The sequence below is a fragment of the Bacillus sp. Marseille-Q3570 genome (genome assembly GCF_946151055.1).
Lineage (GTDB): Bacteria > Bacillota > Bacilli > Bacillales > Fictibacillaceae > Pseudalkalibacillus.
This window is the reverse complement of the sequence record NZ_CAMGYZ010000007.1, coordinates 23,555-45,704: the sequence shown is the minus strand read 5'-3', so window position 1 is coordinate 45,704 and position 22,150 is coordinate 23,555. Positions and strand designations below refer to the sequence as shown.

18 protein-coding genes and 1 riboswitch are annotated in these 22,150 nt (G+C 43.7%); of the genes, 6 read left to right on the top strand and 12 right to left on the bottom strand.

What is annotated here, in order from left to right:
* Positions 1 to 117 precede the first annotated feature (117 nt).
* The 9 genes from N8M93_RS12250 to N8M93_RS12210 form a co-directional block, all read right to left on the bottom strand.
* Complete coding sequence (locus tag N8M93_RS12250; protein WP_261132239.1) at positions 118 to 1,926, bottom strand: IucA/IucC family siderophore biosynthesis protein; 1,809 nt, start codon at positions 1,924 to 1,926, stop codon at positions 118 to 120.
* A 24-nt stretch (positions 1,927 to 1,950) separates the two neighbouring features.
* On the bottom strand, positions 1,951 to 3,153 hold the full coding sequence (locus tag N8M93_RS12245; RefSeq protein ID WP_261132238.1) for an MFS transporter: 1,203 nt from the start codon (positions 3,151 to 3,153) through the stop codon (positions 1,951 to 1,953).
* Positions 3,132 to 4,478, bottom strand: a complete 1,347-nt coding sequence (locus N8M93_RS12240) for a lysine N(6)-hydroxylase/L-ornithine N(5)-oxygenase family protein (protein ID WP_261132236.1) — start codon at positions 4,476 to 4,478, stop codon at positions 3,132 to 3,134. Before N8M93_RS12240 ends, N8M93_RS12245 begins: the two co-directional genes overlap by 22 nt.
* On the bottom strand, positions 4,441 to 5,007 hold the full coding sequence (locus N8M93_RS12235; RefSeq protein ID WP_261132687.1) for a GNAT family N-acetyltransferase: 567 nt from the start codon (positions 5,005 to 5,007) through the stop codon (positions 4,441 to 4,443). Before N8M93_RS12235 ends, N8M93_RS12240 begins: the two co-directional genes overlap by 38 nt.
* Positions 5,008 to 5,029: 22 nt before the next feature.
* Complete coding sequence (locus N8M93_RS12230) at positions 5,030 to 6,811, bottom strand: IucA/IucC family siderophore biosynthesis protein (protein WP_261132234.1); 1,782 nt, start codon at positions 6,809 to 6,811, stop codon at positions 5,030 to 5,032.
* A complete protein-coding gene (locus N8M93_RS12225; protein WP_396125580.1) occupies positions 6,808 to 8,328 on the bottom strand; it encodes a pyridoxal phosphate-dependent decarboxylase family protein in 1,521 nt (506 codons plus the stop codon). The genes N8M93_RS12230 and N8M93_RS12225 overlap by 4 nt, the downstream gene beginning before the upstream one ends.
* Before the next feature lie 42 nt (positions 8,329 to 8,370).
* Positions 8,371 to 9,723 (bottom strand): aspartate aminotransferase family protein, encoded by a 1,353-nt coding sequence (locus tag N8M93_RS12220; RefSeq protein ID WP_261132230.1) that lies wholly within the window; start codon positions 9,721 to 9,723, stop codon positions 8,371 to 8,373.
* A gap of 285 nt (positions 9,724 to 10,008) precedes the next feature.
* Positions 10,009 to 11,325, bottom strand: coding sequence for a TrkH family potassium uptake protein (locus tag N8M93_RS12215; protein ID WP_261132228.1), 1,317 nt, complete (start codon positions 11,323 to 11,325; stop codon positions 10,009 to 10,011).
* Positions 11,326 to 11,340: 15 nt separating this feature from the next.
* Entirely contained in the window at positions 11,341 to 12,006 is a 666-nt protein-coding gene (locus tag N8M93_RS12210; protein ID WP_261132225.1) for a TrkA family potassium uptake protein, read from the bottom strand.
* A gap of 129 nt (positions 12,007 to 12,135) precedes the next feature.
* A riboswitch (cyclic di-AMP (ydaO/yuaA leader) is annotated at positions 12,136 to 12,286 on the bottom strand.
* 465 nt (positions 12,287 to 12,751) lie between these two features.
* On the opposite strand from N8M93_RS12210, the gene N8M93_RS12205 reads away from it, so the two are divergent.
* Positions 12,752 to 13,555, top strand: coding sequence for an MBL fold metallo-hydrolase (locus N8M93_RS12205; protein ID WP_261132223.1), 804 nt, complete (start codon positions 12,752 to 12,754; stop codon positions 13,553 to 13,555).
* Between the two features lie 138 nt (positions 13,556 to 13,693).
* Here the strand turns inward: N8M93_RS12205 and N8M93_RS12200 are convergent, their stop codons facing one another.
* Complete coding sequence (locus N8M93_RS12200) at positions 13,694 to 14,257, bottom strand: carbonic anhydrase (RefSeq protein ID WP_261132222.1); 564 nt, start codon at positions 14,255 to 14,257, stop codon at positions 13,694 to 13,696.
* A 255-nt stretch (positions 14,258 to 14,512) separates the two neighbouring features.
* On the opposite strand from N8M93_RS12200, the gene N8M93_RS12195 reads away from it, so the two are divergent.
* From N8M93_RS12195 to N8M93_RS12185, 3 genes are all read left to right on the top strand, one after another.
* Entirely contained in the window at positions 14,513 to 15,085 is a 573-nt protein-coding gene (locus tag N8M93_RS12195; RefSeq protein WP_261132220.1) for a TIGR00730 family Rossman fold protein, read from the top strand.
* Between the two features lie 359 nt (positions 15,086 to 15,444).
* Positions 15,445 to 17,373: an LTA synthase family protein gene (locus tag N8M93_RS12190; RefSeq protein WP_261132219.1), complete on the top strand. Its 1,929-nt coding sequence runs from the start codon at positions 15,445 to 15,447 to the stop codon at positions 17,371 to 17,373.
* A gap of 185 nt (positions 17,374 to 17,558) precedes the next feature.
* On the top strand, positions 17,559 to 18,290 hold the full coding sequence (locus N8M93_RS12185) for a DUF4396 domain-containing protein (RefSeq protein ID WP_261132216.1): 732 nt from the start codon (positions 17,559 to 17,561) through the stop codon (positions 18,288 to 18,290).
* A gap of 30 nt (positions 18,291 to 18,320) precedes the next feature.
* Here N8M93_RS12185 and N8M93_RS12180 read toward each other — a convergent pair whose 3' ends face one another.
* Positions 18,321 to 18,929, bottom strand: coding sequence for a class I SAM-dependent methyltransferase (locus tag N8M93_RS12180; protein ID WP_261132214.1), 609 nt, complete (start codon positions 18,927 to 18,929; stop codon positions 18,321 to 18,323).
* A 24-nt stretch (positions 18,930 to 18,953) separates the two neighbouring features.
* Entirely contained in the window at positions 18,954 to 20,267 is a 1,314-nt protein-coding gene (locus tag N8M93_RS12175; RefSeq protein ID WP_261132212.1) for an MFS transporter, read from the bottom strand.
* Positions 20,268 to 20,373: 106 nt separating this feature from the next.
* Here N8M93_RS12175 and N8M93_RS12170 point away from each other — a divergent pair, with 106 nt between their 5' ends.
* Positions 20,374 to 21,237, top strand: coding sequence for a LysR family transcriptional regulator (locus N8M93_RS12170; RefSeq protein WP_261132210.1), 864 nt, complete (start codon positions 20,374 to 20,376; stop codon positions 21,235 to 21,237).
* A 331-nt stretch (positions 21,238 to 21,568) separates the two neighbouring features.
* Positions 21,569 to 22,147, top strand: a complete 579-nt coding sequence (locus N8M93_RS12165) for a biotin transporter BioY (protein ID WP_261132208.1) — start codon at positions 21,569 to 21,571, stop codon at positions 22,145 to 22,147.
* Positions 22,148 to 22,150: the final 3 nt, after the last annotated feature.

Here is a 22,150-nt window from a genome sequence, read left to right as displayed (position 1 = left end):
CTATCCCAAAATTTTATGCTTGGTTTTAAATAGGTCAAGCCTTATCGTTGGAAGAGCGTTACTTTCTTTAAATGGAAAAGGAAAAACCACCTCCCAAACAGAAGGTGGTTTCATCACTCATTTTTCAGTCAACTGATATTGCGCAAGGACGTTGTTCACTTTTCCGTATTCAGATGCGTGCGGACGGTCGTCGCCTTCCGCATATCCGTAATCGACCATGCGGTTCCGGTTCAGACACAGCTTCGTCAACTGAGGAGGGAAGAAGTCGAACAAATGGAAACGCTCCTCTAATTCCGGGAACATCGACTGGTACTCATGGATCGACTGTGCCAACAAACCCCAGAACATTCCCTCTTCCATTATTCCATTACGCACAAGAACATTCCCTAAATAGCGTAAATGGCAGATGAACAGGCCAGTGAAAATGAACTGGGTCAACCCTTCAGGAGGCTCACTCCTTAACACCGCCTTTAGATCATCGGTCAAAACAGAAAGCTCTTCGAATGGCTGATCACTGATATTGACGTCATCGACGAAATCCTTCACCGCCAACCGATGCGGCTTATGATCCTTCAACACAAGAATCGTATTCTGCCCATGTGGCGAAAACACCGTTCCGTATTGATACAAATAGTGAAGCAACGGGCTCATAACCGTCTTAAAGAAATCTTTCATCCATTCTTCCGCCGTCAAACCGGAAGACTCGATCAAGCTCTGTACGAACGGCTTTCCTTCTTTATCAACATGAGTGAGAGCCGCCAATGTAATCGCCTGCTCTTCATCTTCCAAATACGTATAAATGCTTTCACGCCATATGACCCCGAGCATCTCCAGGTATTGATAAGGGGCATGCTTCAACGCTTCGAATTGTGGATGACCATAGTTGATGCTCGCAATCTCTCCAGGCAGAATCACCCTGCATTGGTCTTTTAAAAATGCATCCTTTTCATAGATGCCTTTGATGAACTCGGTAATCCTCGGTGCAATCAACGTCCGCTCCGACGGAAGGCCACGATAGACAAGCGTATTCAGAATGCTCATCGGCACTTTCACATGATGCTTCTTCTTGTCCGTCTGATTGGCGAACGTCCGGATCGATTGCTGCGGCAGGTATACGTCTTCTCCCTCACCTAACGCCACAATGCGATTCTTAGCGAGCTCCTCTGCAAAGGTTTGGATGATGACATTCTTCCATTGCCACTCATGGATCGGCATGAAGAAATAATCCGCCTTCTCCAATCCTCTATCCACTAATACTTTTTGAAAACGCTCAACTTCCGCTTCATCCAACTCATCTGCCAGCACGTTTTCAGACGCAAGTCCTTCAACGGATTGGAAGGTGGCACTTTCTTTGTGGACAGCAATCCATAGCAGATTCACTTCCTGCTGGTTTTCAGGTGCAAATTCAAGATAATCATCATAGCCGAACCCGATCCGCCCTTTATTGTATGTAATCCAGGGGTGACCGCTCATCTCACCTTCAATCATGCTGTAATCTTCATTCACCAATTCATCGGATGTTTTTGAGTCCTTTGCAAGCAGATGCGCATCTGCAAGCAGGGTATGGTTCAATTCTTTGATCAGATGCCCAGCCGTTTCAGCAGACATTCCGATCTTCGGCTGGATATCAAGCAGAAACTCGATTGCACTCTTAGCATCTGTCCATGATTCATCCACCGTGACTTCGATCGACGCTGCATCTACGTCCAGACTATCGAACATTCGTGGCTGGGCGTTGAACCGATATTTTTTATTCTCAGATACGGGCAGCTCGTACTTTTTCCAAATACCATCCTCCCCGACTACTTCAGGATGGATCATATCTTCATACGTATACTCTGCTAACATCTTCGCAAGTAAATTTTGATTGGCCACAAGCCAGTTCTTTTCGTTCAAAACCCGTTCAACTTCCTTGCTGTATAACATGTTATCCCTACTTTCATTCGTGAATTATCCAACATTTCGATGATTTTCCTCTTCAATCCTTTTCTCTTCTTGTACACCTGCTTTGCTATAAATCGTCAGCAAAACGAGACCTAAATGAAGGACAGCCGCTACACTTGCAAAAATGAAAGGCTGTTGCAGTGAATAGCTTTCCACAAGATAAGTCGCGCATAACGGCGCAAGCAATAGCCCCATATTTTGAAAAGCAGACACGATTCCATACTGATAGTGCACGTTCCCGTCCCGCTTGAAAAGGACGATTTCCAGGCTTGCCTGACAGATCGCAAGCGACAATCCGAACAGACATCTGAAAAGGATGAACGCTGGGATCGTCACTACGAATCCTTGAACCAACAAGCTGATGACCAGCGTAATGCCAGCGATTTTATAAAAGAACGGCAGCTTTTCAGACTTGCACTTCATGATAAACGGTGCTGCTAAAACGGCCATGAGACTCGGAACCAAGAACAGCAGACTGCTCATGAATACCGAAGTATTCAGCTCCCGTTCTGAAAATAATGTGAAAAATGGACGGATGAGTGTTACTGAAAAGTGGAGCGTGAAAATGATGAGCGCCATCTTCATGAGAAATCCGAAGCTGACCAAGCGGTTACTTGTCATATCCCTGTCTTGTGGAACCGCAACATACGCTCTCAACCTTTTAAAAACGAAAAAGCAAATGATCGCCTGAACAGCATCCAACGCTGCCGCCCACCAGAAAACGATGAGGGGATCATCGAGCTGGATCACCCAGCTGCTCGCAAGTGTCGCCACGATCACTGACGATTGAAAAACAGCGTGATATAGCCCTGTCACACGTTTTCTAGCTTTACCAGCGTGCTGTAGCAAAATCGTGTACAACAAAAGGTAGCTGCTTTTAAAAAACAAGAGACAGATTGAAAAGACGAGAAACTGCATTTCCGTCTGTGACATCGCCATCAGCACACACGCAATCGCTGTTCCGGTTTGACCGATCAATAGCAACCGCTTAGCATCGTACCTTTTTGAAAGCAAACCCCAGATCGGTGAAATTAATACGACGGTCAATCTGCATAAAAACACGTACATTCCTGTAAAGCTCAAGTCCTCTATTCCGAAAACTTTTTCAAAAAACTGGGGATAGAACGGCGATAATAAGACTTCCGTTCCGACAAACAGAAAGATGCAACCGAACAGGATGAATGTGTTTAAACGTTGGCCGGCATACATGATGTTTCCATTCCGAATGTCTGGAACACATTTTTCGTCTTGACTGGATACACTTCCCGACCAGCGATGGAATTGATGATGACCGCATTGCGATGAGCACCCATTCCGAGGTCCGGTGCACCAACTCCATGTGTGTGCAGCTCACCATTCTGTATGAAAATCTTGTTATGCATTGGTTGCTTCATTTTCAATTCATAGTTTTCCTGGATCCGATAGCGACCGACATCATCCCAGTCGATCAAGTGATCAATACCATCCAGGAAAGCGGGAATAGTCGGTTGGTATCCTGTTCCGAGTATGATCACCTCGGTTCTTTTCGTATGCGTTTCTTCTGTCAGGCGATGGATCAGCTCCAGCTCCCAGCCTTGCTCAGTTCTGCAGAGATCGGACGCTTCCGTCATCGCTTGCAGCCGGATTTCCGGTTTCCCCCCACCGACGGTCCGCTCATAAAGAAGGTCATAGATATCGGCGATCGTCTCTGTACTGATCCCTTTGTATAAGAGGTCCTGTTCTCCAATCAACCTGTCTTTTTTATACTGTGGAAGCTTGTAAAAGAAATCGGTGTAATCCGGGGAGAAATATTCGAGACCAAGCTTCGAGTACTCCATCGGGAAGAACCCCTTCGAACGAGTGTACCAATCAAGGGAGTAACCAGCTTGTTCCTGCTCTTTCGCCAGATCATAGAACACCTCCGCTGCACTCTGTCCCGAGCCGATCACCGTGATAGACTCAGCTTCAAGGCAACGCTCCTTATGCTTCAAAAATTCCGAAGAATGGAAGACGGTATCGCCAAGATGCTCTTTCATGAAGGATGGAACAGATGGCGTAGTGCCGATTCCCAGCAGCAAGTGCCTTGTATGGTATGTCTCTATTGATTGATCACTTGTATTTAATACGTCGACTTCATAACTCTGCTCACCATTTTGTTCATACGCACGGACCTGTTCCACGGTCCTTCCAAATAGGCAGTTATCGAGTTGTCCCGCTACCCATTGGCAATAATGGTTGTATTCATTCCGCGGTATGTGGAACTTCTCCAGGAAATAAAAGTGATACATCCGATCGTGCTCTTGTAGATAATGAAGGAAACTGTATTTACTCCGCACATCTGCCATACTGACAAGATCAGCAAAGAACGGTACCTGAAGGGTTGTTCCATCAATCAACATTCCAGGATGCCAATTGAATTCATCCTTCTTTTCAAAAAACAGTCCGTCAATTTCAGGAACCTCTTCTAAAAGTGCAGCCATACCCAGGTTGAACGGACCGATTCCGATACCGATGACATCATGAATGGGTTTCGGTTTTTTCACTGTTTCTGTCATGTAGTTTGCGCCTCCTCTCAAAAACGTCCCGATGGCAAAACATCAACAATCCTGTTTTATCAGGTAATTCAATCGGTTTTACACGTTCGAATCCACATTGTTCAAACACATGGATCATTTTTTCATTTCGGATGTCCGGCTCAGCGATGACCTTTTTGGTTTCAGATACTTGGAATTGAAAATCGACCATTGCTTCAAGTAATGGAAGGGAGTAGCCTTTACCAAGATAATCAGGCTCACCGATCAAAAGATGGATACCCTGATCAAACGCTTCAGCCCGATAACATTTCTCAACGACATCTCCCTTGACCCAATACGCCTCCCAATAGCTCATCGGCACATCATCCAGTTTCCCTAAATAAAGGGTTTGATGGTCATCATCCAGTGCTTTCCGTAAATGAGCTGCGAACTTTCCGATTGGATGATTCAACTGCCAGAAAGGGATGACATGGTCTTCACTCATCCACTTATGGATCATGTTGAGGTCTCGGACATAGTCAACTTTTTCAAACGATATCCGCTTTTGGATTCTCTCGTCGTAATGGTCGTAGCTATTTTCCATGAACCAACCCCACCTCTTGTCCGATCGGGTTTCGGATCATCGTATAAACCGATTGTGTCTCCAATGAACCGACAAGCTCATCCATATCGTGAAAACGAGTCAACAGATTCGCCTTACAAGGTAAGACAGGCACATTGATCAGACTATCGATCAAACCGACAGCCGTCCCTTCATCCAGATGTTTTTCCAATCTGTTTCTGAGGAGTTGCAAGAGCTTTTCCTCTGTAATCAGCCCACTTACACCGAACCCGTTGATGAGACCGAACAGATGGTTGATGAAGAAATAGTAACGAAGACGTTCTTCTGCTACTTCATCACTGCAGATCGTATTGCTTTTACGATTCAGATCCGGAAGCTGGGTGACGAGCAGGTCCGCTTTCGATTCGCTATAGTAATAACCCTGGTTATCACGATAATAGAATGTTCCAGGATAACCTCCGTCCAGTTTGAGCACTGAATTCTGTTGATGTGCTTCGAGTGCGATCCCATACGTTTCATAGAGCCATAGAATCGGATCGAGTGAGATTGAGAGATACCTGTCGAACCAATCCAAGCTCACTTCTTCTGTACTTCTTCCTTCCTGGTGTGCAAGGTTTTCGATGACTGCCTGGATCTTTGTCTTCCCTCCATACGGTTGATCCTGGCAGAGACCTGCGATCAGACTTGCATCGTTATCATTCTCATAAAATGGGTTTTCCCGGATGATGACCTCGAAACCGGTAGAATCTCCGTCCAGATCAAGATTCAAATATGCTGGATCCTCCATGATATGGAACCTATCAAAACGTCCCCGTAGATCCTGGCCAACCTCCGAATCTAACAATCTTGAAACTTCCACGCCCCGGTCAAGCTCTTTCTTCTGGCTTACACGTAAAGAATTCGTAATTTTGATCGGCACAGAAAACTTGAACATGAATTTCGATTCCTTGCTGTAAACCGTCCGGAATGAAGAAGTTGCTGTGAATTTTTTGCCCATAGGACCGATGTATGCAAGCAGACCTTTTGCGATCAATGATTGTACATCTTCACGTTCGATCAAATGCTTCGCCTGCAATGGGTGAGTTGGGAGGAAGACGTCTCCCTCCTTATCGCCAAGGCGATATGCTTGTCCCGATTCTTCCAATTCCTCTCTTACGATGGCGGCAGCACTTTCCTCCAAACTGGAATCCTGAACAACAATCGATGGATCGGCCAAGAAATAATGAAGCTGGAATTCTCCGTTCAACTCAGGCGAATACAGATGTTCCTCTTCTTCAGTGATCCCTTGTTTACTTTTAGAAGTTGGATGCATCAAGTGTCCGAATAACAGGGATTGTTCTGCTTCGATATAGGAGAAGTTCGCATCGGATAAACGTTCGGAATCATCCAATCGTCCTTCAATATACTTGGTTACGTTACGGCAGCTTAAAATCACCCTCAACATGAATTCATCTTCTGCGTCCTCACGCTTCTGTTCAATCAACAGCTCCTTCGTGATCAAGGAAACGAGCGTGATATAGTCCAACTGATTCAGCACCTCATCTCCGCTGCTTCGATAAAAAATTGGATAGGCGAACAAATGGCGTCCAGTCAAAGACCAATATCTGACTGGAATGATCACTTCTATAGCCTGGTTTTGCAGAACGCATTTAATCGTCCTGTCTACCTGTTGGCCATTCAAGTGATTTCCCGGCTCATTTTCAATCTCCTCAAAATTCCTTGTTTCTCTCAGGTAGCAGTTCAGAAAACTTTGCATGGTAGCTTGTTCAGCAATCGTTTTATGGTTTTTCAATGGTTCAACCCCCATTTACTTGTTTGCGTTTTTCCGTATTGTTCAATCAATGTCAGAATCTCTTTGATATCCTTCATTTTCGTTCGAGGATTCAGCAATGTGAATTTCAAATACGTCTTTCCATCCACAATAGTTTTCGCCATGATTGCTTCACCACTTTCAAGCAGTGTTTTTTGGATGTTCTTATTGAGTAAATCCAGATCAATCGGCACAGCCGTGACCGGTTCATATCTAAACACGACTGCATTCAAGACTGGCATCCGATTCAGAACTGTGAAGCCGGCCCGATGCTCTAACTCCTGAGCGGTCGCATTTGCAAGCCTGAATGTATGATCAATCATTTCGCCGAACTTTTTCGTACCGACCATCCGTAACGACATCATCAATTTCAAAGCATCGAAGCGTCGAGTCGTCTGTGTCGATTTCGTAACAAGGTGCAGCATGCCATCTTCTTCATCCCCACTCGGGTTCAAATAGTCGGCGTGATGCTGGATATACCGGAATGACTGTTGATCCTTCACTAAGAAAGCCCCACAGCTGATCGGCTGATAGAATAGTTTGTGAAAATCAACAGTGATCGAGTCCGCCGTTTCAATCCCCGCAAGCTTATGATAATGACTTCGACTCAGGATCAATGCGCCACCATAAGCCGCATCGACGTGGAACCAAAGTCCATGTTGTCTCGCAAGTTGCGCTGATTCTTTCATTGGATCGATGCTGCCGAAATCAGTTGTTCCACAGGTAGCCACGATTGCGAAAGGCAATGATCCGTCACTTTCAAGCTGTTCCAATTTTTCTTTCAAGTCATCTTTACTCATCTGATGGTTCTCATCCGTTTTGACGGCAATTACTGCATTTTCTCCTAAACCTAACTGGGATGCTGATTTTTTCACGGTAAAATGAGCATCCTCAGAACAAAGGATCCGCAGCTTATTGGATTGTGAAGGCAATCCATCTTTTTGGACATTATGGTTCCACCGTTCCCAACAATAATGGTCCCGTGCGAGCAGCAATCCCATGTAATTCGATTGTGTACCACCGCTCGTAAACGTCCCATCTGCCTGTTTGCCATAACCGAACTTCGGCAGGAGCCAGCGGATCAGCTCCTCCTCCAGATAAGTGGCCGCTGTACTTTGATCCCATGAATCCATTGATTGGTTGAAGGCGGTGATGATCATTTCAGCCGCAATAGACGGGAGCAATGGCGGACAGTGCAAATGGGCAATGCTTTTCGGATTGCTGATGTTGATATTGCTATTCAGAAGTGGTTCCTGGATTTCCCCGAGCAGTTCATACAAGGATTCTCCGTTTTCTGTTGCAAGCTGGAGTCTTCTGACTTCTTCTTTGATTTTATCGGGTGTTTTTCCGATGTAAGGTTTCGATAGATCCGAGAACACTTCCGTCAATTTCTCTGTCACCAGCTGGCTTGCATGGTGATAAGCTGCTACCCCTTCTTCTCCACCATGGAAAAACAAGGAGTTGAAATCATCAGTGGCCCGTGCAACAGTCTCTTCCATTTGCAATGCAGCAGGTTTGATCACTTTTGTAATCATCATGCATCACCGTTGTCCCAATACTGCCGTTATTGCATCTTTCAAAATCACAGCCACTTCATCTACCTGTTGTTCGGTGATGATCAGCGGAGGTAGGATACGGACAACTGCACCATGACGGCCACCGACCTCAAGAATCAACCCCCGGTCAAAGCACTCACGCTGGATTTTACTTGCAAGCTCCGGAGCTGCTGGGTAACTCCCATTCGGTGCCTGAGTTTTCGCAGGGTCCACCATTTCAACACCAAGCATCAACCCGCGCCCCCGGACGTCTCCGATTTCCTTGTATCCAGCTTGCAAGTCTTTGAGCTCGGCTTGAAGCTTGTCCCCCATTCGATCAGCATGCTCTGATAGATTGTTTTCTTTGATGTATTGGAGCGTTGCCGTTCCTGCTGCCATCGCCATCTGGTTTCCTCTGAATGTTCCGATGTGAGCACCGGGTCCCCATTGATCCAGACTTTCTTCATAGATGACGACGGACAACGGAAGGCTGCCGCCAATCGCTTTAGAAAGGACGACTACATCAGGGACAATACCGGCATGCTCGAAGGCAAAGAATTTACCAGTACGGCCTATACCAGTTTGAATTTCATCAATGATCAATGGAATGCCACGTTCTTTAGTGATCCTGCGCATTTCCTTGAGCCACTCGATGGGCGCTGGGACGGATCCGCCTTCCCCCTGGACAACTTCTAAAATCATGGCTGCAGGTGGTAAAATTCCACTTTCAGGATCATCGAGAAGATTTTCGATGTATTGACTGCTGATTTCATGCCCCTCTTCCCCTTCGAACCCGAAAGGACAACGGTATGTGTACGGGTAAGGGAGAAAGTGCACATCTGGAATCAGTCCCTGGACACGTTCTTTCGGACCAAGATTCCCGCTGATTGCCATCGTCCCATGCGTCGACCCATGATATCCACCGTGGAAAGTCAAGATCGAGCTTCTGCCGGTTGCTGTTTTTACGAGTTTCAAGGCAGCTTCAATCGCATCTCCGCCCGTTGGACCACAGAATTGAATTTTCGCACGATCTTTCAACGGTTCAGGAAGTGAGGAAAAGATTTCATTGACGAACTCTTCTTTTACAGGTGTGGTAAGATCCAGTGTATGTAACGGTCGCTTATCCCGGATCACCTGCTCCATCGCTTCAATGACAACCGGATGGTTATGACCGAGTGCAAGTGTTCCTGCACCAGCGAGACAATCGTAATATCGTTTCCCCTCGACATCGGTGACAAATATGCCTTCTGCCTCTTCTATCGCAATCGGAATCCTGCGAGGATAAGACCGCGCATTCGACTCACGGCGCTCCTGTTGTGCTAATAATGATCTATTCGATGTTTGCTCCATTACTGTCATATGAATCTTCCTTTCTTTATTGAATCTTATTGATAATGATTTTCATTTGCGATATAACCACACTAATTGAAAATGATTATCATCGTCAATGATACTTGAGAACTATTCTCAGTTAAACGGTCGTTTTATCATTGATTTTCTTTAATTCAAAAGTCCCTGTTAATGGCCAGAGTGTTTTTTTACATAAAAAAGACACTGCCTCTTAGGACAGTGCCTTTCGTTCCTTGAAGGATATTCGATTTTGGTGCACAGTTAACTGATTCAAAAGTCCCATTACCTGTTGAGTTATCCTGCGAGAATATCTTCTTTTGGATATCGAATATTCTCAACACTTTGACGTGCTAATGAGAATGCTAAAGTCAATGGCCCGATCTTTCCGATGAACATCATGAAAATGATCACCAGTTTACCGATCACTGTTAGCTTAAAGGTCAATCCCATTGATAATCCGACCGTGCCGAATGCCGAAAACACCTCGAAGATGACAGTCAGGAGCGGTGCTTCTTTTTCTGTGATACTTAACAGAAGGATTGCTGAAAAAATAAAAGCAAGGCCAATCGTTGAAATCGCTAACGCCTTTACTAGAAGATGCGGAGCGATCGTTTTGCGCATGATGACGATCTCATACTTCCCCTTCAAAAATGTAAAAACCGCAAAACAGATGATCAGGAAAGTCGTAACCTTGATCCCTCCGGCTGTTGAAGCACTTCCACCACCCACGAACATCAGAAGCAGCATCAAGATGATCGAAGGATCTTCCATACTGCCGATATCCAATGTATTGAATCCTGCTGTGCGTGGGGTAACAGCCTGGAAGTACGCTGCGAAAATTTTTTCACCAGTTGCCATCGGTCCAAGAGTAGCTGGATTATTGAACTCGAAAATGAAAATGATCAAAAAAGCGATCACATTGATGATGAGTGAACCGATGAGCATCAACTTCGAATGAAGACTTAATTGACGGAATTCCCGCTTTGCCCAAAGATCCGACAACACGGTAAAACCGATTCCGCCTGTAATGAATAGAAAGGTGATGATGATATTGACGACCGGGTCTCCGACATAACCCATCAAACTATCAGACCAGATTGAAAACCCTGCATTATTGAAAGCCGAAACAGCATGGAATATGCTAGCATACAAACCTTCTCCCCATCCCATTTCTGGTCCCCATCTAAGAGTCAAAAAGACAACAGCGATCGATTCGATGATGATTGAAAAGATGAAAAGCCTTTTGACGAGCAGAATGACCCCGCCAATCGTTGTCTGGTTCAGAGCCTGTTGTACATACATCCGTTGCCTCATACCGATTTTCTTCCCGATCATCATGAAAATCAAGATCGCAAAGGACATGATCCCAAGCCCACCCACCTGAATCAGGAACATGATGATCATTTCACCGAAAACAGAATAAGCAGTTCCTGTATCGACCGTAATCAGACCTGTCACAGTCATCGCGGATGTCGAGGTAAACAAGGCATCAGTCCAACTGATCGGTTCATTGCTTGCAAACGGCAATTTCAATAATAATGTTCCGAATAAGATGAATGACAAGAATACGACGACCAAAAACTGCGGTGGAGTCAGTTTGATCTTGGTCATAAATCCCCCCATAATCTACAATCCTTTCTCCTCAAATCGGTTCAAGTTTGTGTTTTTACCTATGACGATAAGCGTATCCCCTTCCTCTAGCCGCACTTCCGCATCAGGAGAAATGATGACTTCGACTCCCTTTTTGATCCCGACGATCGTGCAACCATATTTCGAGCGGATGTTTAGATCTGCTAAAGATTTTCCATTCACTTTTCTTGTAGCGCTTATTTCGACAATACTATGATCCGGGGACAATTCGATATAGTCGATGATTTTTTCTGAGACGACATGATGCGCAAGTCGTTTTGCGATATCCCGCTCCGGATGGATGATCCTGTCCGCCCCGATTTTCTCCAATACCATGCGATGATATTTTGATTGTGCTTTAGCCCATACCGTTTTGACACCGATTTCTTTTAAAACGAGTGTAGTCAATATGCTTGATTGGATGTCATCTCCAAGTGAAACGATGACGAGATCGAAATTTCGGACACCTAGTGATTTCAAGACTCCTTCGTCTGTCGAGTCAGCTACCACTGTATGTGTTGCTAATGATGAATAAGCATCAACTTTGTCTGCATTCCGGTCGATTGCTAGAACTTCAGCATTCAATTCCGCAAATTCTTTACATAAGCTTCCTCCGAAGTTCCCTAGACCGATCAAACCGATTTGTTTCTGATTGGTAGCCATGACAATTGCTCCTTCTTTGCTGTTATTCTTATAGTGCTTCATTTCACCATGGACTATGTTGAAATTTAAGCATAGAAAAAACCACAGAGGCAAAAGACCTGTGGTCATTGTATTTTGATCACAAGTTCACCATCCTCTCTTCAAACGCTTACGAGGTTAGCTGTCGGGTTCGGGCGTAAAGAGTCGCCCTACCTTTCTAACAAAGGATTCACCCCAAGTGACATCCCGCCACATGAAGATTGGGTCCCCCGCTTCATTACGAATTCAGCGATTAACGAATTAAGAACTTTAAATTAAGATGCCCCTAATATTACTCCTGTCTGTTAGAAGATGTAAAGCATCAAATAATGTCATTTTTCTTGGTTTGAGGTTATTTTCATCCAAAATCAAGATATACCTTCCAATTACTGAACACAGATGTGATTTCCTTTAATTTATTTATCATTTCAGCGTTATTGATGATAAATTAGTACTTGTACAATCATAACAGACACGAGAGCGCTTATTTGTGACAAATAGCCGATTTCCCTGCACTTAACGGACACCACGGACCTTATTTATGCAAATCCCGAAAGATATCCTCATAATTTGGGTAAATAACGTCTCTGGTGTCCGTTAATTTTTCTAAACATGACCTTTCAACCCAAATAACGTCCCCTGTGTCCGTTAAATCAATTAAAAGGATTTTTCTGTCTGCTATTGAAGAGTAATATAGGCTAATCCAACAATAGGGAGACGATCATACATGAAACACTCAAAGCATGGAGATGTAGAAACCCTGCACGTAAAAGCTACCGCCGGACAAATGTATCTGAATTACTATCTTTATTATGTAGATGGATTGTTGATCGATACCGGACCGAGCAGCTGTCAGGAAGAAATTCTACCTTTTTTGAAATCGAAAAAAATCAATAAGGTTGCCCTTACCCATTTCCATGAAGATCATACGGGCAATGCGAATTGGGTTGAAACGGAGTTGGGGGTTGAATTGTTCATCCATCCGATGTCAATCGATCTTTGTAAAAGAGATGGGATATATCCAGACTATCGACATAGCTTCTGGGGACCACGAAAAGCGTTTCATGCTAGTCCGATTCGAACGAGCGTTCAGTCAGAAAACCTTGCTTGGGAAGCGATACATACTCCAGGTCATTCTAGGGATCATCTCTCTTTTTTCAATCATGAAACGGGAATCCTATTTTCAGGAGATCTATTCGTGACACCTAAACCGAAAGTCTGTATGTGGCAGGAATCTGTGCCAACCTTGATGGATTCGATCCGAACGGTCCTTTCCTATGATGTTAAAGAAATGTTTTGTGCGCATGCCGGGTATGTTCCGAATGGTAAAGACATGCTTCAAATGAAATTGGATTACTTGATTGAAACGAATGAAAAAATTACAGGACTGCATCAAAAAGGGTTTTCCATTGAAGAAATCAACCAGCAACTGTATCCGAAAGAATCCCCGATCATACACATCTCCGAGAAAGAATGGGATTCTGTCCATTTTGTTCGGTCGCTTGTGGAGGATGAGCCGTGTCTGCGGTGAATATTTAAGGGGGAATTCCTACGTCTGAAATGGAGGCGTTTATGGTTAATTGTTGGATGTTACGTATTCCCTGATTCAACAAATTGAAAAAGGCTGAGCCACATCAGGATCAGTGCTCAGCCTTACGTTGTTCATTGTTCATTTCTCATATCCATCAACGACAAGGTCGAGTTTCCCGGTATCTGGTGCTATGACCAGACCATGCACGGGGGTATCATTTGGAAGCAATGGATGGTTACGTACCATATCGACGCTGTTTTGTACGCTTTCTTCGACACTATCGAAACCGCTCAACCATTTTTCAAGGTCAAGTCCTGAATGCTTTAACGTATTGATCGTGTCTTCAGAGATTCCTCTCTCTTTAAAGTGTCCGATCATTTTTTCAGGTTCAATACTGCTCATACCGCATTGATGGTGACCGATTACAAACACTTCATCGGCGTTCAGCTCATAAACTGCAACGAGTATACTTCTCATTACACTACCGAATGGATGGGAAATGACCGCTCCAGCATTTTTGATCAATTTGAAATCGCCATTACGTAGGTTCATTGAGCGCGGCAGCAATTCCACGAGTCGCGTGTCCATACATGAAACGACGACCATACGCTTATCTGGAAGATTTGACGTCTTGTAAGGTTCATACGCTTTTTCTTCAATGAACGATGAATTATAGTTCAAGATTTCATTCAATAACTTCATAATAAGTCCCTCTCTTGTGTAAGATTAGTCTAGTTCACTTATAAATAATATATAGTCAATCTTGACGAATTTCAAAGGTTAAGGCCGGATTGTCGTTCTTATTCATCTTGATATTGATAAGGAAAAAACCGGCGAAGCTAAGCCTTAGCGCATACTGAGCCATTGGTTGCACTTAACTGAAGAGAGTACTGTTATGCTTCCTTCAAGTATAAAATAGGTATAACGAGTATAATTGTTTAAGGGGGTACAAGCGATATGTACAAGTTTTCATCAATCTGTGTATTTTGTGGATCCAGCTTTGGGACGAGCCAGATCTATCGGGAACACGTCAAAAAATTGGGGAGTCTGCTGGCAGAAAATGAGATCAAGCTTGTTTATGGCGGCGGTAACTCTGGATTGATGGGTGAACTTGCTCACGCTGTGATGAGCAACCGAGGGAAAGCGACTGGCATCATCCCTCGAAAAATATATGAGCAAGTCGATCATTTGGAGCTGTCAGATTTAAAAATCGTCGATACGATGCACGAACGGAAAGCATTGATGTACGAACTTGCAGATGCTTTTATCGCACTTCCAGGCGGAATCGGAACGATGGAAGAAATGTTTGAGGTCATGACATGGAATCAGCTCGGCTATCATCTAAAACCGCTGGGGCTTTTCAACATCGATCATTACTATGATCCTCTACATCAAATGCTCCATCACATGTACAATCAAGGATTTGTGAAAAAACAACACCTTGAACAAACCGTTATCGAAGAAGATGCTATGGAACTTTTACAAAGATTGAACCAACAGGAAGTTACTTCAATCGATAAATGGTCTTGAACAGGCACCACCAATGGAGGACCTATCGAGTCCTTCTTTTTCGTGTTCTTATTTTTTGGCTATTTTCTAAAAGATTGTTGCTTTTGAGTCATTTTTAATAATTCACCTTGTGCAAGTTGATTGGAGAGCAAGGTGTGAGACTCCTCCGAAAATGAAAATCACATTTTCTTCGTGCGATGTAAACGCTGCCGATCAACTGCAACAAAGTTTGCGAAAACAACCTATTTTTTCCATATCCTCTCTTTTCTTCGCCTAGGTACGAAGACTTTATATTATTGAGTAAAAACAAATTCGTTTACAGCTACACAGAGCTGGGTAATGTTTATTAAAATTTGAAATCAACCTAGTAGGTGAAAGGTATGGAACAAATGAATAATGATTGGAAAAACTTTTTTAATAAACCCTTTACGTTATTTTTTATAGCAGTCTTATTGTTTTGGTTGAAAACGTATGTCGTTTATCAAATCGAATTCGAATTAGGTATCAAAAATATATTACAATCATTTCTGTTGCTGATCAATCCGATCAGTTCAGCGCTATTGTTCTTCGGAATCGCTTTATTGATGAACGGGAAACGCAGAAATTGGACGATGATATCCATCAACTTCTTAATGTCATTCCTTTTATATGCAAATGTTGCGTACTACCGATTCTTCAATGATTTCATAACGTTACCGACAGTACTTCACACGAATAGTGCAAGTGAACTTGGTGACAGTGCATTGGCTCTGATGAAGTTCAGCGATGTCCTGTATTTCCTCGATACATTCATTCTTCTTGGATTGGTATTATTCAAAGTCACAGCACACCATACACCGATTCCAAGGAAAAAAGTCGGTTTAGTCTTCATTTCCGCTATCTTGATTTTTTCAACAAATCTTGGCCTGGCAGAAATGGATCGTCCGCAATTGCTTACACGTTCATTTGATCGGAACTATTTGGTGAAATATCTTGGACAATACAATTATCAAATCTATGATGCCATTGTAACGGCGAAGTCATCTACTCAACGTGCGATGGCAAGCAGTGATGATCTGTCTGAAATAGAGGAATTCATCAAAGACAACAAAACACCACCTAATGAGGAATATTTCGGTGCAGCTGAAAATATGAATGTCATCTACATTTCGTTAGAATCCTTACAGACTTTCGTCATCAATGAAAAGATCAACGGCCAGGAAGTCACACCATTCTTGAACAAACTGACGAATGACACGAATACGTTCTATTTCGATAATGTCTTCCATCAGGTTGGGCAAGGGAAAACTTCAGACGCGGAATTTATGATGGCCAATTCCCTCTATCCTCTACCGAGTGGAGCTGTATCCATGGAAAAGGCACAAAATACGTACCAGGCACAGCCGGCGATATTGAACCAACATGGGTACACGACTTCCTCTTTCCATGGTAATAACAAGACATTTTGGAATCGTGATCAAATTTATAAGGGATATGGAATCGAGAAATTTTTTGACTCGGCCTACTATGACATGAATGATGAAGATGTAATCAACTATGGATTGAAGGATAAACCATTCTTCAAGGAATCCATTCCTTATTTGAAAAACTTGAAGCAGCCATTCCATGCGAAAATGATTACATTGTCAAACCATTTTCCATTTAAAACGCATGAAGGGGATGTGGATTTTCCCACACCTGAAACAGATGATGATGTCGTGAATGGCTATTATCAAACAGCCCATTATATGGATCAAGCACTCGAGCAATTTTTCAATGATCTGAAGGAAGCTGGACTATATGACAATACAATGATTGTCATGTATGGGGACCATAATGGAATCTCGACCAATCATAATGAAGCGATGGAAAAGGTTACTGGAGAACCGATCACCCCATATAAAAACGCTCAGCTTCAGAGAGTTCCGCTTTATATCCATGTACCAGGTGTGAAAGGGAAACAAGTTCATAAATATGGCGGTCATATGGATGTACGTCCGACCGTATTGCATCTTCTAGGAATCAAGGATGAGCAGTTTCTCACTTTCGGTTCAGATTTGTTGTCACCTGAACACGATGAAATCGTACCATTCCGGAACGGTGATGTAATCACGCCAGAGTATTCTTCGGTCAGTGATAAATGTTATGACAATAAAAATGGAGATGAGGTTGAGAATAACAACTGTGAGGATGCAGTACAATTCGGTAGAAAAGAACTCGAACTATCGGATAAAATCGTCTACAGTGATTTGCTTCGTTTCCACAAACCAAAAGGGTTCAAGCCAGTAGACCCTTCCGATTATGATTATAATGAAGATCAAACCAAATAGTTAAAACCTTACAAAGCCCAAGCCTTAGCGCTGGCTGAGCCTTATTTGCGCTTATACTGACGCGACCTCCCTTCTCTCTATTGATGAAAAGGGAGGTCATTTTTTTGAAAAGCTTTGTTAGACCTATCGGACATGATATTCAACATCGTTTAATCAATACTTCGATGGGGTAATTTTTATGTAGTATGGCTTTACAGGAGGGATCAGTCATTCTATTAACCATCATTTCCTATATCGCAGTCATTCTTGGTATTTTATCTGCCCTTTTCATCTTGATCGATGTCATAAAAAAACCCCAACCGATGGGGATCATGAATATCGTCTGGCCGATCAACGGTCTTTACCTGGGGCCTCTTGGTATTTTGGCTTATTGGAAAATCGGTCGGGGCGAACAAAAAGAACACCACCATAATGAGCATGGTGATGAAGACGATCATAAAGGTATGCATAGAGATAAACCACGTTGGCAAGGAGTCTTCGTTTCCACGAGCCATTGTTCAAGCGGTTGTGCTTTCGGTGACGCAGTCGGTGTACCGATTGTCACAATGACTGGTTTGACGATCGCGGGCTCTGTCCTTTTTTCACATTACACAGTTGAATTCATCCTTGCTTATCTGTTCGGAATCTTCTTCCAGGTCTTTTCAATCGTTCCGATGAGCCGGAAAATGGGAGAGAGGATAAGCTGGGGAAAAGGATTCTTACAAGCGATTAAGGCTGATACATTCGCATTGATCGCCTTTGAAATCGGAATGTTCGGCTGGATGGCAATCGTTCATTTTTACTTGTTTGCCCAACCACCAAAACCAGATACGATGACCTATTGGTTCATGATGCAGATTGCAATGCTCCTTGGAACAGCAACTAGCTTCCCGGCAAATTGGCTGCTCGTCAAGAAGGGAATCAAACATAGTATGTAGAAAGTGCTGACTTCAGCGGTCAGTACTTTTCTATTTTCTCGGTCTGGCCCATATGAAATAAAAAAATCCCGCAAGAGCCCTCTCTACTTTTACGACTTCAAGTTGTTCAGATGCTATTACATATCCGAGAATGTCGCGATCCTGATGGCAACCTATCATTTTATAAGCAAGTGGATCAATCCCCTTCTGCAATCCTCTTAGCAATCGATTCGTGCTTTTCCCGTGCTCAAGCATGAGGATTTTACCATCCGGTTTGCACCATTTCCCGAATCGGTTCAAAACTTCGACAGGTTTTTCATATGAACAAAATGACAATGACGACACAATAGTATCGAAACGATTTTCTTCAAACGTAGCCGTTTCAACGTCAGCTTGCTTCAATTCGATCGAATAAGGATAACGTGCCGTGACCTTGCTTGCCGCCTCCAGCATTTCCCTACTGAAATCGATCCCTGTCAACGCAGTTACATTTTTATAGAAGGGAAGATTAAGTCCTGTACCGATGGCCACCTCCAGGACCTCCCCTTCTGCATCAGGAATGATCCGTTTCCGGAACTTCGCCGTCGGGTCTTTCTGTTGCATTCTCTCATATTTTTTTGCCTGCTTATCGAACTTCCTGATATGCGCGTTTTTATTCAAAACGTCTCCCTCATTTCATTTTCTTTACCCATTTTCCGGTTTTGGAAGCATAAAGCTCATTACCGCCGCAGCGATAAGGACGACGATCGCATAGAAGAGCGACTGCTGGTAGTTCCCCGTCATGTCATAGAGCAATCCTGGTAAATAGGACCCGAGTGCAGCTCCGATCTGGTGACTGAGGAAGATTCCCCCGACTACTAGCCCGATGCTGTAACTTTTAAAATAATCGGTAGCAAGCTTGATCGTTGGAGCGACAGTTGAAAAGTCGACGATTCCAAACGAGATTCCGAAGATGATCAGTAAAGTCGGATTTTGGTGAAGGACAGCGGTCAGATCTGAAAATCCGGCGATGATCAGCAGAAAGACCAGAGTAAGCCCTCGGACACTATACAAGTAACCGAGCATTTTTCGGCAATCCCATTTATCTGAGAAATAACCTGATATTATCGTACCAGCGAAATTGAATGCAGCCAATAGGCCGATTGTCCAGCTGATGACAGCATTGGAAACACCGTGATGCTTGGAAAACGGAATCAAGTGTGTATCGATTAATCCGCTTGTCGTTACACCACATACGAAGAAAGGTAGCATGAGAAACCAGAATTCTTTCTTCTTCAACACTTTTATAAAAACGAATGAACCCCTGGTATGGACTGGAAGTTGAACCGTTTTAGCAGGTTGCTTGACGGTATACCCATAAGGGTGCAGGCCCATTTCTGCAGGCTTGTTTTTTAACAAAAACACGATCAATGGCAGGAAAACAAACATTAAAAACAAACCATAGGCTAATACCGTGGTCTGCCAGGTGGTCCAGCTTATGAAATAAAGCGTTGATGGCACCACTAACAGCTGCCCGGCAGCCGTGCCTGCTGATAATATCCCGAGAGCCAAGCCACGTTTTTTCTGAAACCAATTGGATATGACTACAGTCCCTGCCACTTGCGATGCCCCGCCGAAACCGATCGAAGCAAGAAAACCGTATAACAGAAATAATTGCCAGGGATGAGTTGTAAAAGTCGTGAAAAGCATCGATGAGCCGACGAATACCACACTGATGGTAAATATTTTCCTTGGACCTACATGGTCGGTGATTCGTCCTACGACTGGCTGAGAGATGCCAAATATGATATAACTGACCATCCCGATCATCGATATCAAACCACGATTTGTTTGGAAAAACGTTTCCCAAGGCTGGATGAACGCCCCAAATGATAAACGGATTCCCTGGATGGTCAGAAGCGTCAGAAACGAAAGCCCAAGAATCACCCAGGCATAATGTATCTTTTTATTCGTTACAGTTTGTATCGGTTGTTTCGTTGATGCTGTTGTATTTTTCATCGGATCACCCCCATCTGGTTCCATCATAATCCATATATTAGGCCTCTGGAAGAATCATTATGATATAATCGCTATAACAATTCGTTATACCAGGAAGGTGATTAGGATGACATTACAACAATTGCGTTTCTTTATCGAAGTCGCAGAAAAAAGCAGTATTTCAAAAGCGGCAAACAGTCTATTCATCTCACAGCCAGCCTTAAGCAAACAACTGAAGCAGCTGGAAAAATCATTGAACCAAACGTTGATCGTCCGGACGAATATCGGTATTCAATTAACAGACCAAGGACGACGTTTTCTTGAGAAAATAAAACCCTTGATCGAACAACTGGATTCCGTCATTTGTGAAACCCTCAATCCGACGACGTTTCGCTTTGGATCATTGCCGACTCTTGCTTCCTATTATTTTCCGAAAATCGCCAAACAGATTGAATCGCACCAACTGTGTACGGTGCTTGAAAGCAGAAGCTCCCAATTGCTGAATTCACTTCACAGAGGGGAAATTGATGGTGCGTTCGTCCAGGACTTTGTTGAGGATGAGGGCATTCGGGCTCTCTCGCTATTTGAGGAAGAATACTTAGTGGCGATTCCAAGTGCACATCCGTTTGCGCGCAAGACCTTGATTACACTTGATGACCTGGATGATGCGAAAATCATACTTCCATTGAAGCCATGTGAAACACGGCTTAAAATAGAAAATATGTACATGGATAACGGTATTTCATTTAAATTGGCGCTCGAAACCCCTTATGAAACGATACTTGGATATACTGCTGAGGGAATCGGACTATCGTTCATACCTGAAATCCAGGCAGAACATGTCCAGCACCATGGGGTCGTCTATCGACGCATAAAGCCTGCTGTATTAAAGAGAACTCTCCACTTCGTCACTAAATCCGATCTCGTGTACAAGATGATCCAGCATTATCGGACAGATGGTGAAATGGTCGAGGCAGTTGTTCATTCTTAGACGTATGCGAAAATTCAGCGGACACCAGAGCCGTTCTTTGTGAACAAAACAGTTGATTCGCCCTGTTTTTCATGAATTGAGGTTTCTGGGGTCCGTTATTTTTTTCAAGTGAACGATTTTCGGGAGAATAAGATCTTCTGTGTCCGATAACGCGGTCATTATCCTTTCACTAATCTGTACATCTCTCCACACATCCATCTCTCTTTCCCACTGAATTTCTCCGAGACTTTTTCCAGCCATATTGTTAACCTTCATTAAATTCAGGTTGACATATTTTCGTAGTTTCCGATATTCTACTAGAGAGACGACGATGAATTTGGAGGAGACTATTATGAAACTGAAACCAATTGATATTACACTTGCCGCTGTGTTCGCAGCACTAATGGCGGTCGGCGCAAACCTGACCTCGCTTCTGGTGATCGGCAGTGTTCCGATCACGTTACAAACCTTTTTCAGCGTATTGGCAGGCTTGATTTTAGGAAGCCGTCTCGGCGCGATTTCAATGACAGTCTATGCCTTGATCGGACTGGCAGGCGCACCTGTGTTTGCTCAATTCAGCGGCGGATTCGGAATGGTATTGAAACCGACATTCGGCTTCATCCTTTCTTTTATTCTCGTAGCCTATGTCACAGGTAAAATCGTTGAAAAGAAAGCTACCAAGAAGAACTTTTTAATCGCTGCATTAGTCGGGATGGCGATCAACTATATAGCAGGAACGAACTGGATGTATATGGCGATGAAGGTCTGGGCAGCGGCTCCGGAAGGCTTCACGTATGAAATGGCATGGGCTTGGATGCTTGCACCGCTGCCAAAAGATATCATGCTATCAGTGTGCGCGGGATTGATTGCACCAAGGCTTCACCGTACCCTTTCGAAAACCTCCAGTACGTTTAAAAAATCTGCAGCATAAAAA

What these genes read in the sequence shown, in the direction of transcription:
- N8M93_RS12190 (WP_261132219.1), top strand. Translation starts at nt 15,445, where the DNA reads ATGGAACAAATGAATAATGATTGGAAAAACTTTTTTAATAAACCCTTT.
- N8M93_RS12240 (WP_261132236.1), bottom strand. Translation starts at nt 4,478, where the DNA reads ATGACAGAAACAGTGAAAAAACCGAAACCCATTCATGATGTCATCGGT.
- N8M93_RS12205 (WP_261132223.1), top strand. Translation starts at nt 12,752, where the DNA reads ATGAAACACTCAAAGCATGGAGATGTAGAAACCCTGCACGTAAAAGCT.
- N8M93_RS12200 (WP_261132222.1), bottom strand. Translation starts at nt 14,257, where the DNA reads ATGAAGTTATTGAATGAAATCTTGAACTATAATTCATCGTTCATTGAA.
- N8M93_RS12225 (WP_396125580.1), bottom strand. Translation starts at nt 8,328, where the DNA reads ATGGAAGAGACTGTTGCACGGGCCACTGATGATTTCAACTCCTTGTTT.
- N8M93_RS12185 (WP_261132216.1), top strand. Translation starts at nt 17,559, where the DNA reads ATGGCTTTACAGGAGGGATCAGTCATTCTATTAACCATCATTTCCTAT.
- N8M93_RS12245 (WP_261132238.1), bottom strand. Translation starts at nt 3,153, where the DNA reads ATGTATGCCGGCCAACGTTTAAACACATTCATCCTGTTCGGTTGCATC.
- N8M93_RS12165 (WP_261132208.1), top strand. Translation starts at nt 21,569, where the DNA reads ATGAAACTGAAACCAATTGATATTACACTTGCCGCTGTGTTCGCAGCA.
- N8M93_RS12215 (WP_261132228.1), bottom strand. Translation starts at nt 11,325, where the DNA reads ATGACCAAGATCAAACTGACTCCACCGCAGTTTTTGGTCGTCGTATTC.
- N8M93_RS12210 (WP_261132225.1), bottom strand. Translation starts at nt 12,006, where the DNA reads ATGGCTACCAATCAGAAACAAATCGGTTTGATCGGTCTAGGGAACTTC.
- N8M93_RS12220 (WP_261132230.1), bottom strand. Translation starts at nt 9,723, where the DNA reads ATGACAGTAATGGAGCAAACATCGAATAGATCATTATTAGCACAACAG.
- N8M93_RS12170 (WP_261132210.1), top strand. Translation starts at nt 20,374, where the DNA reads ATGACATTACAACAATTGCGTTTCTTTATCGAAGTCGCAGAAAAAAGC.
- N8M93_RS12250 (WP_261132239.1), bottom strand. Translation starts at nt 1,926, where the DNA reads ATGTTATACAGCAAGGAAGTTGAACGGGTTTTGAACGAAAAGAACTGG.
- N8M93_RS12195 (WP_261132220.1), top strand. Translation starts at nt 14,513, where the DNA reads ATGTACAAGTTTTCATCAATCTGTGTATTTTGTGGATCCAGCTTTGGG.
- N8M93_RS12175 (WP_261132212.1), bottom strand. Translation starts at nt 20,267, where the DNA reads ATGAAAAATACAACAGCATCAACGAAACAACCGATACAAACTGTAACG.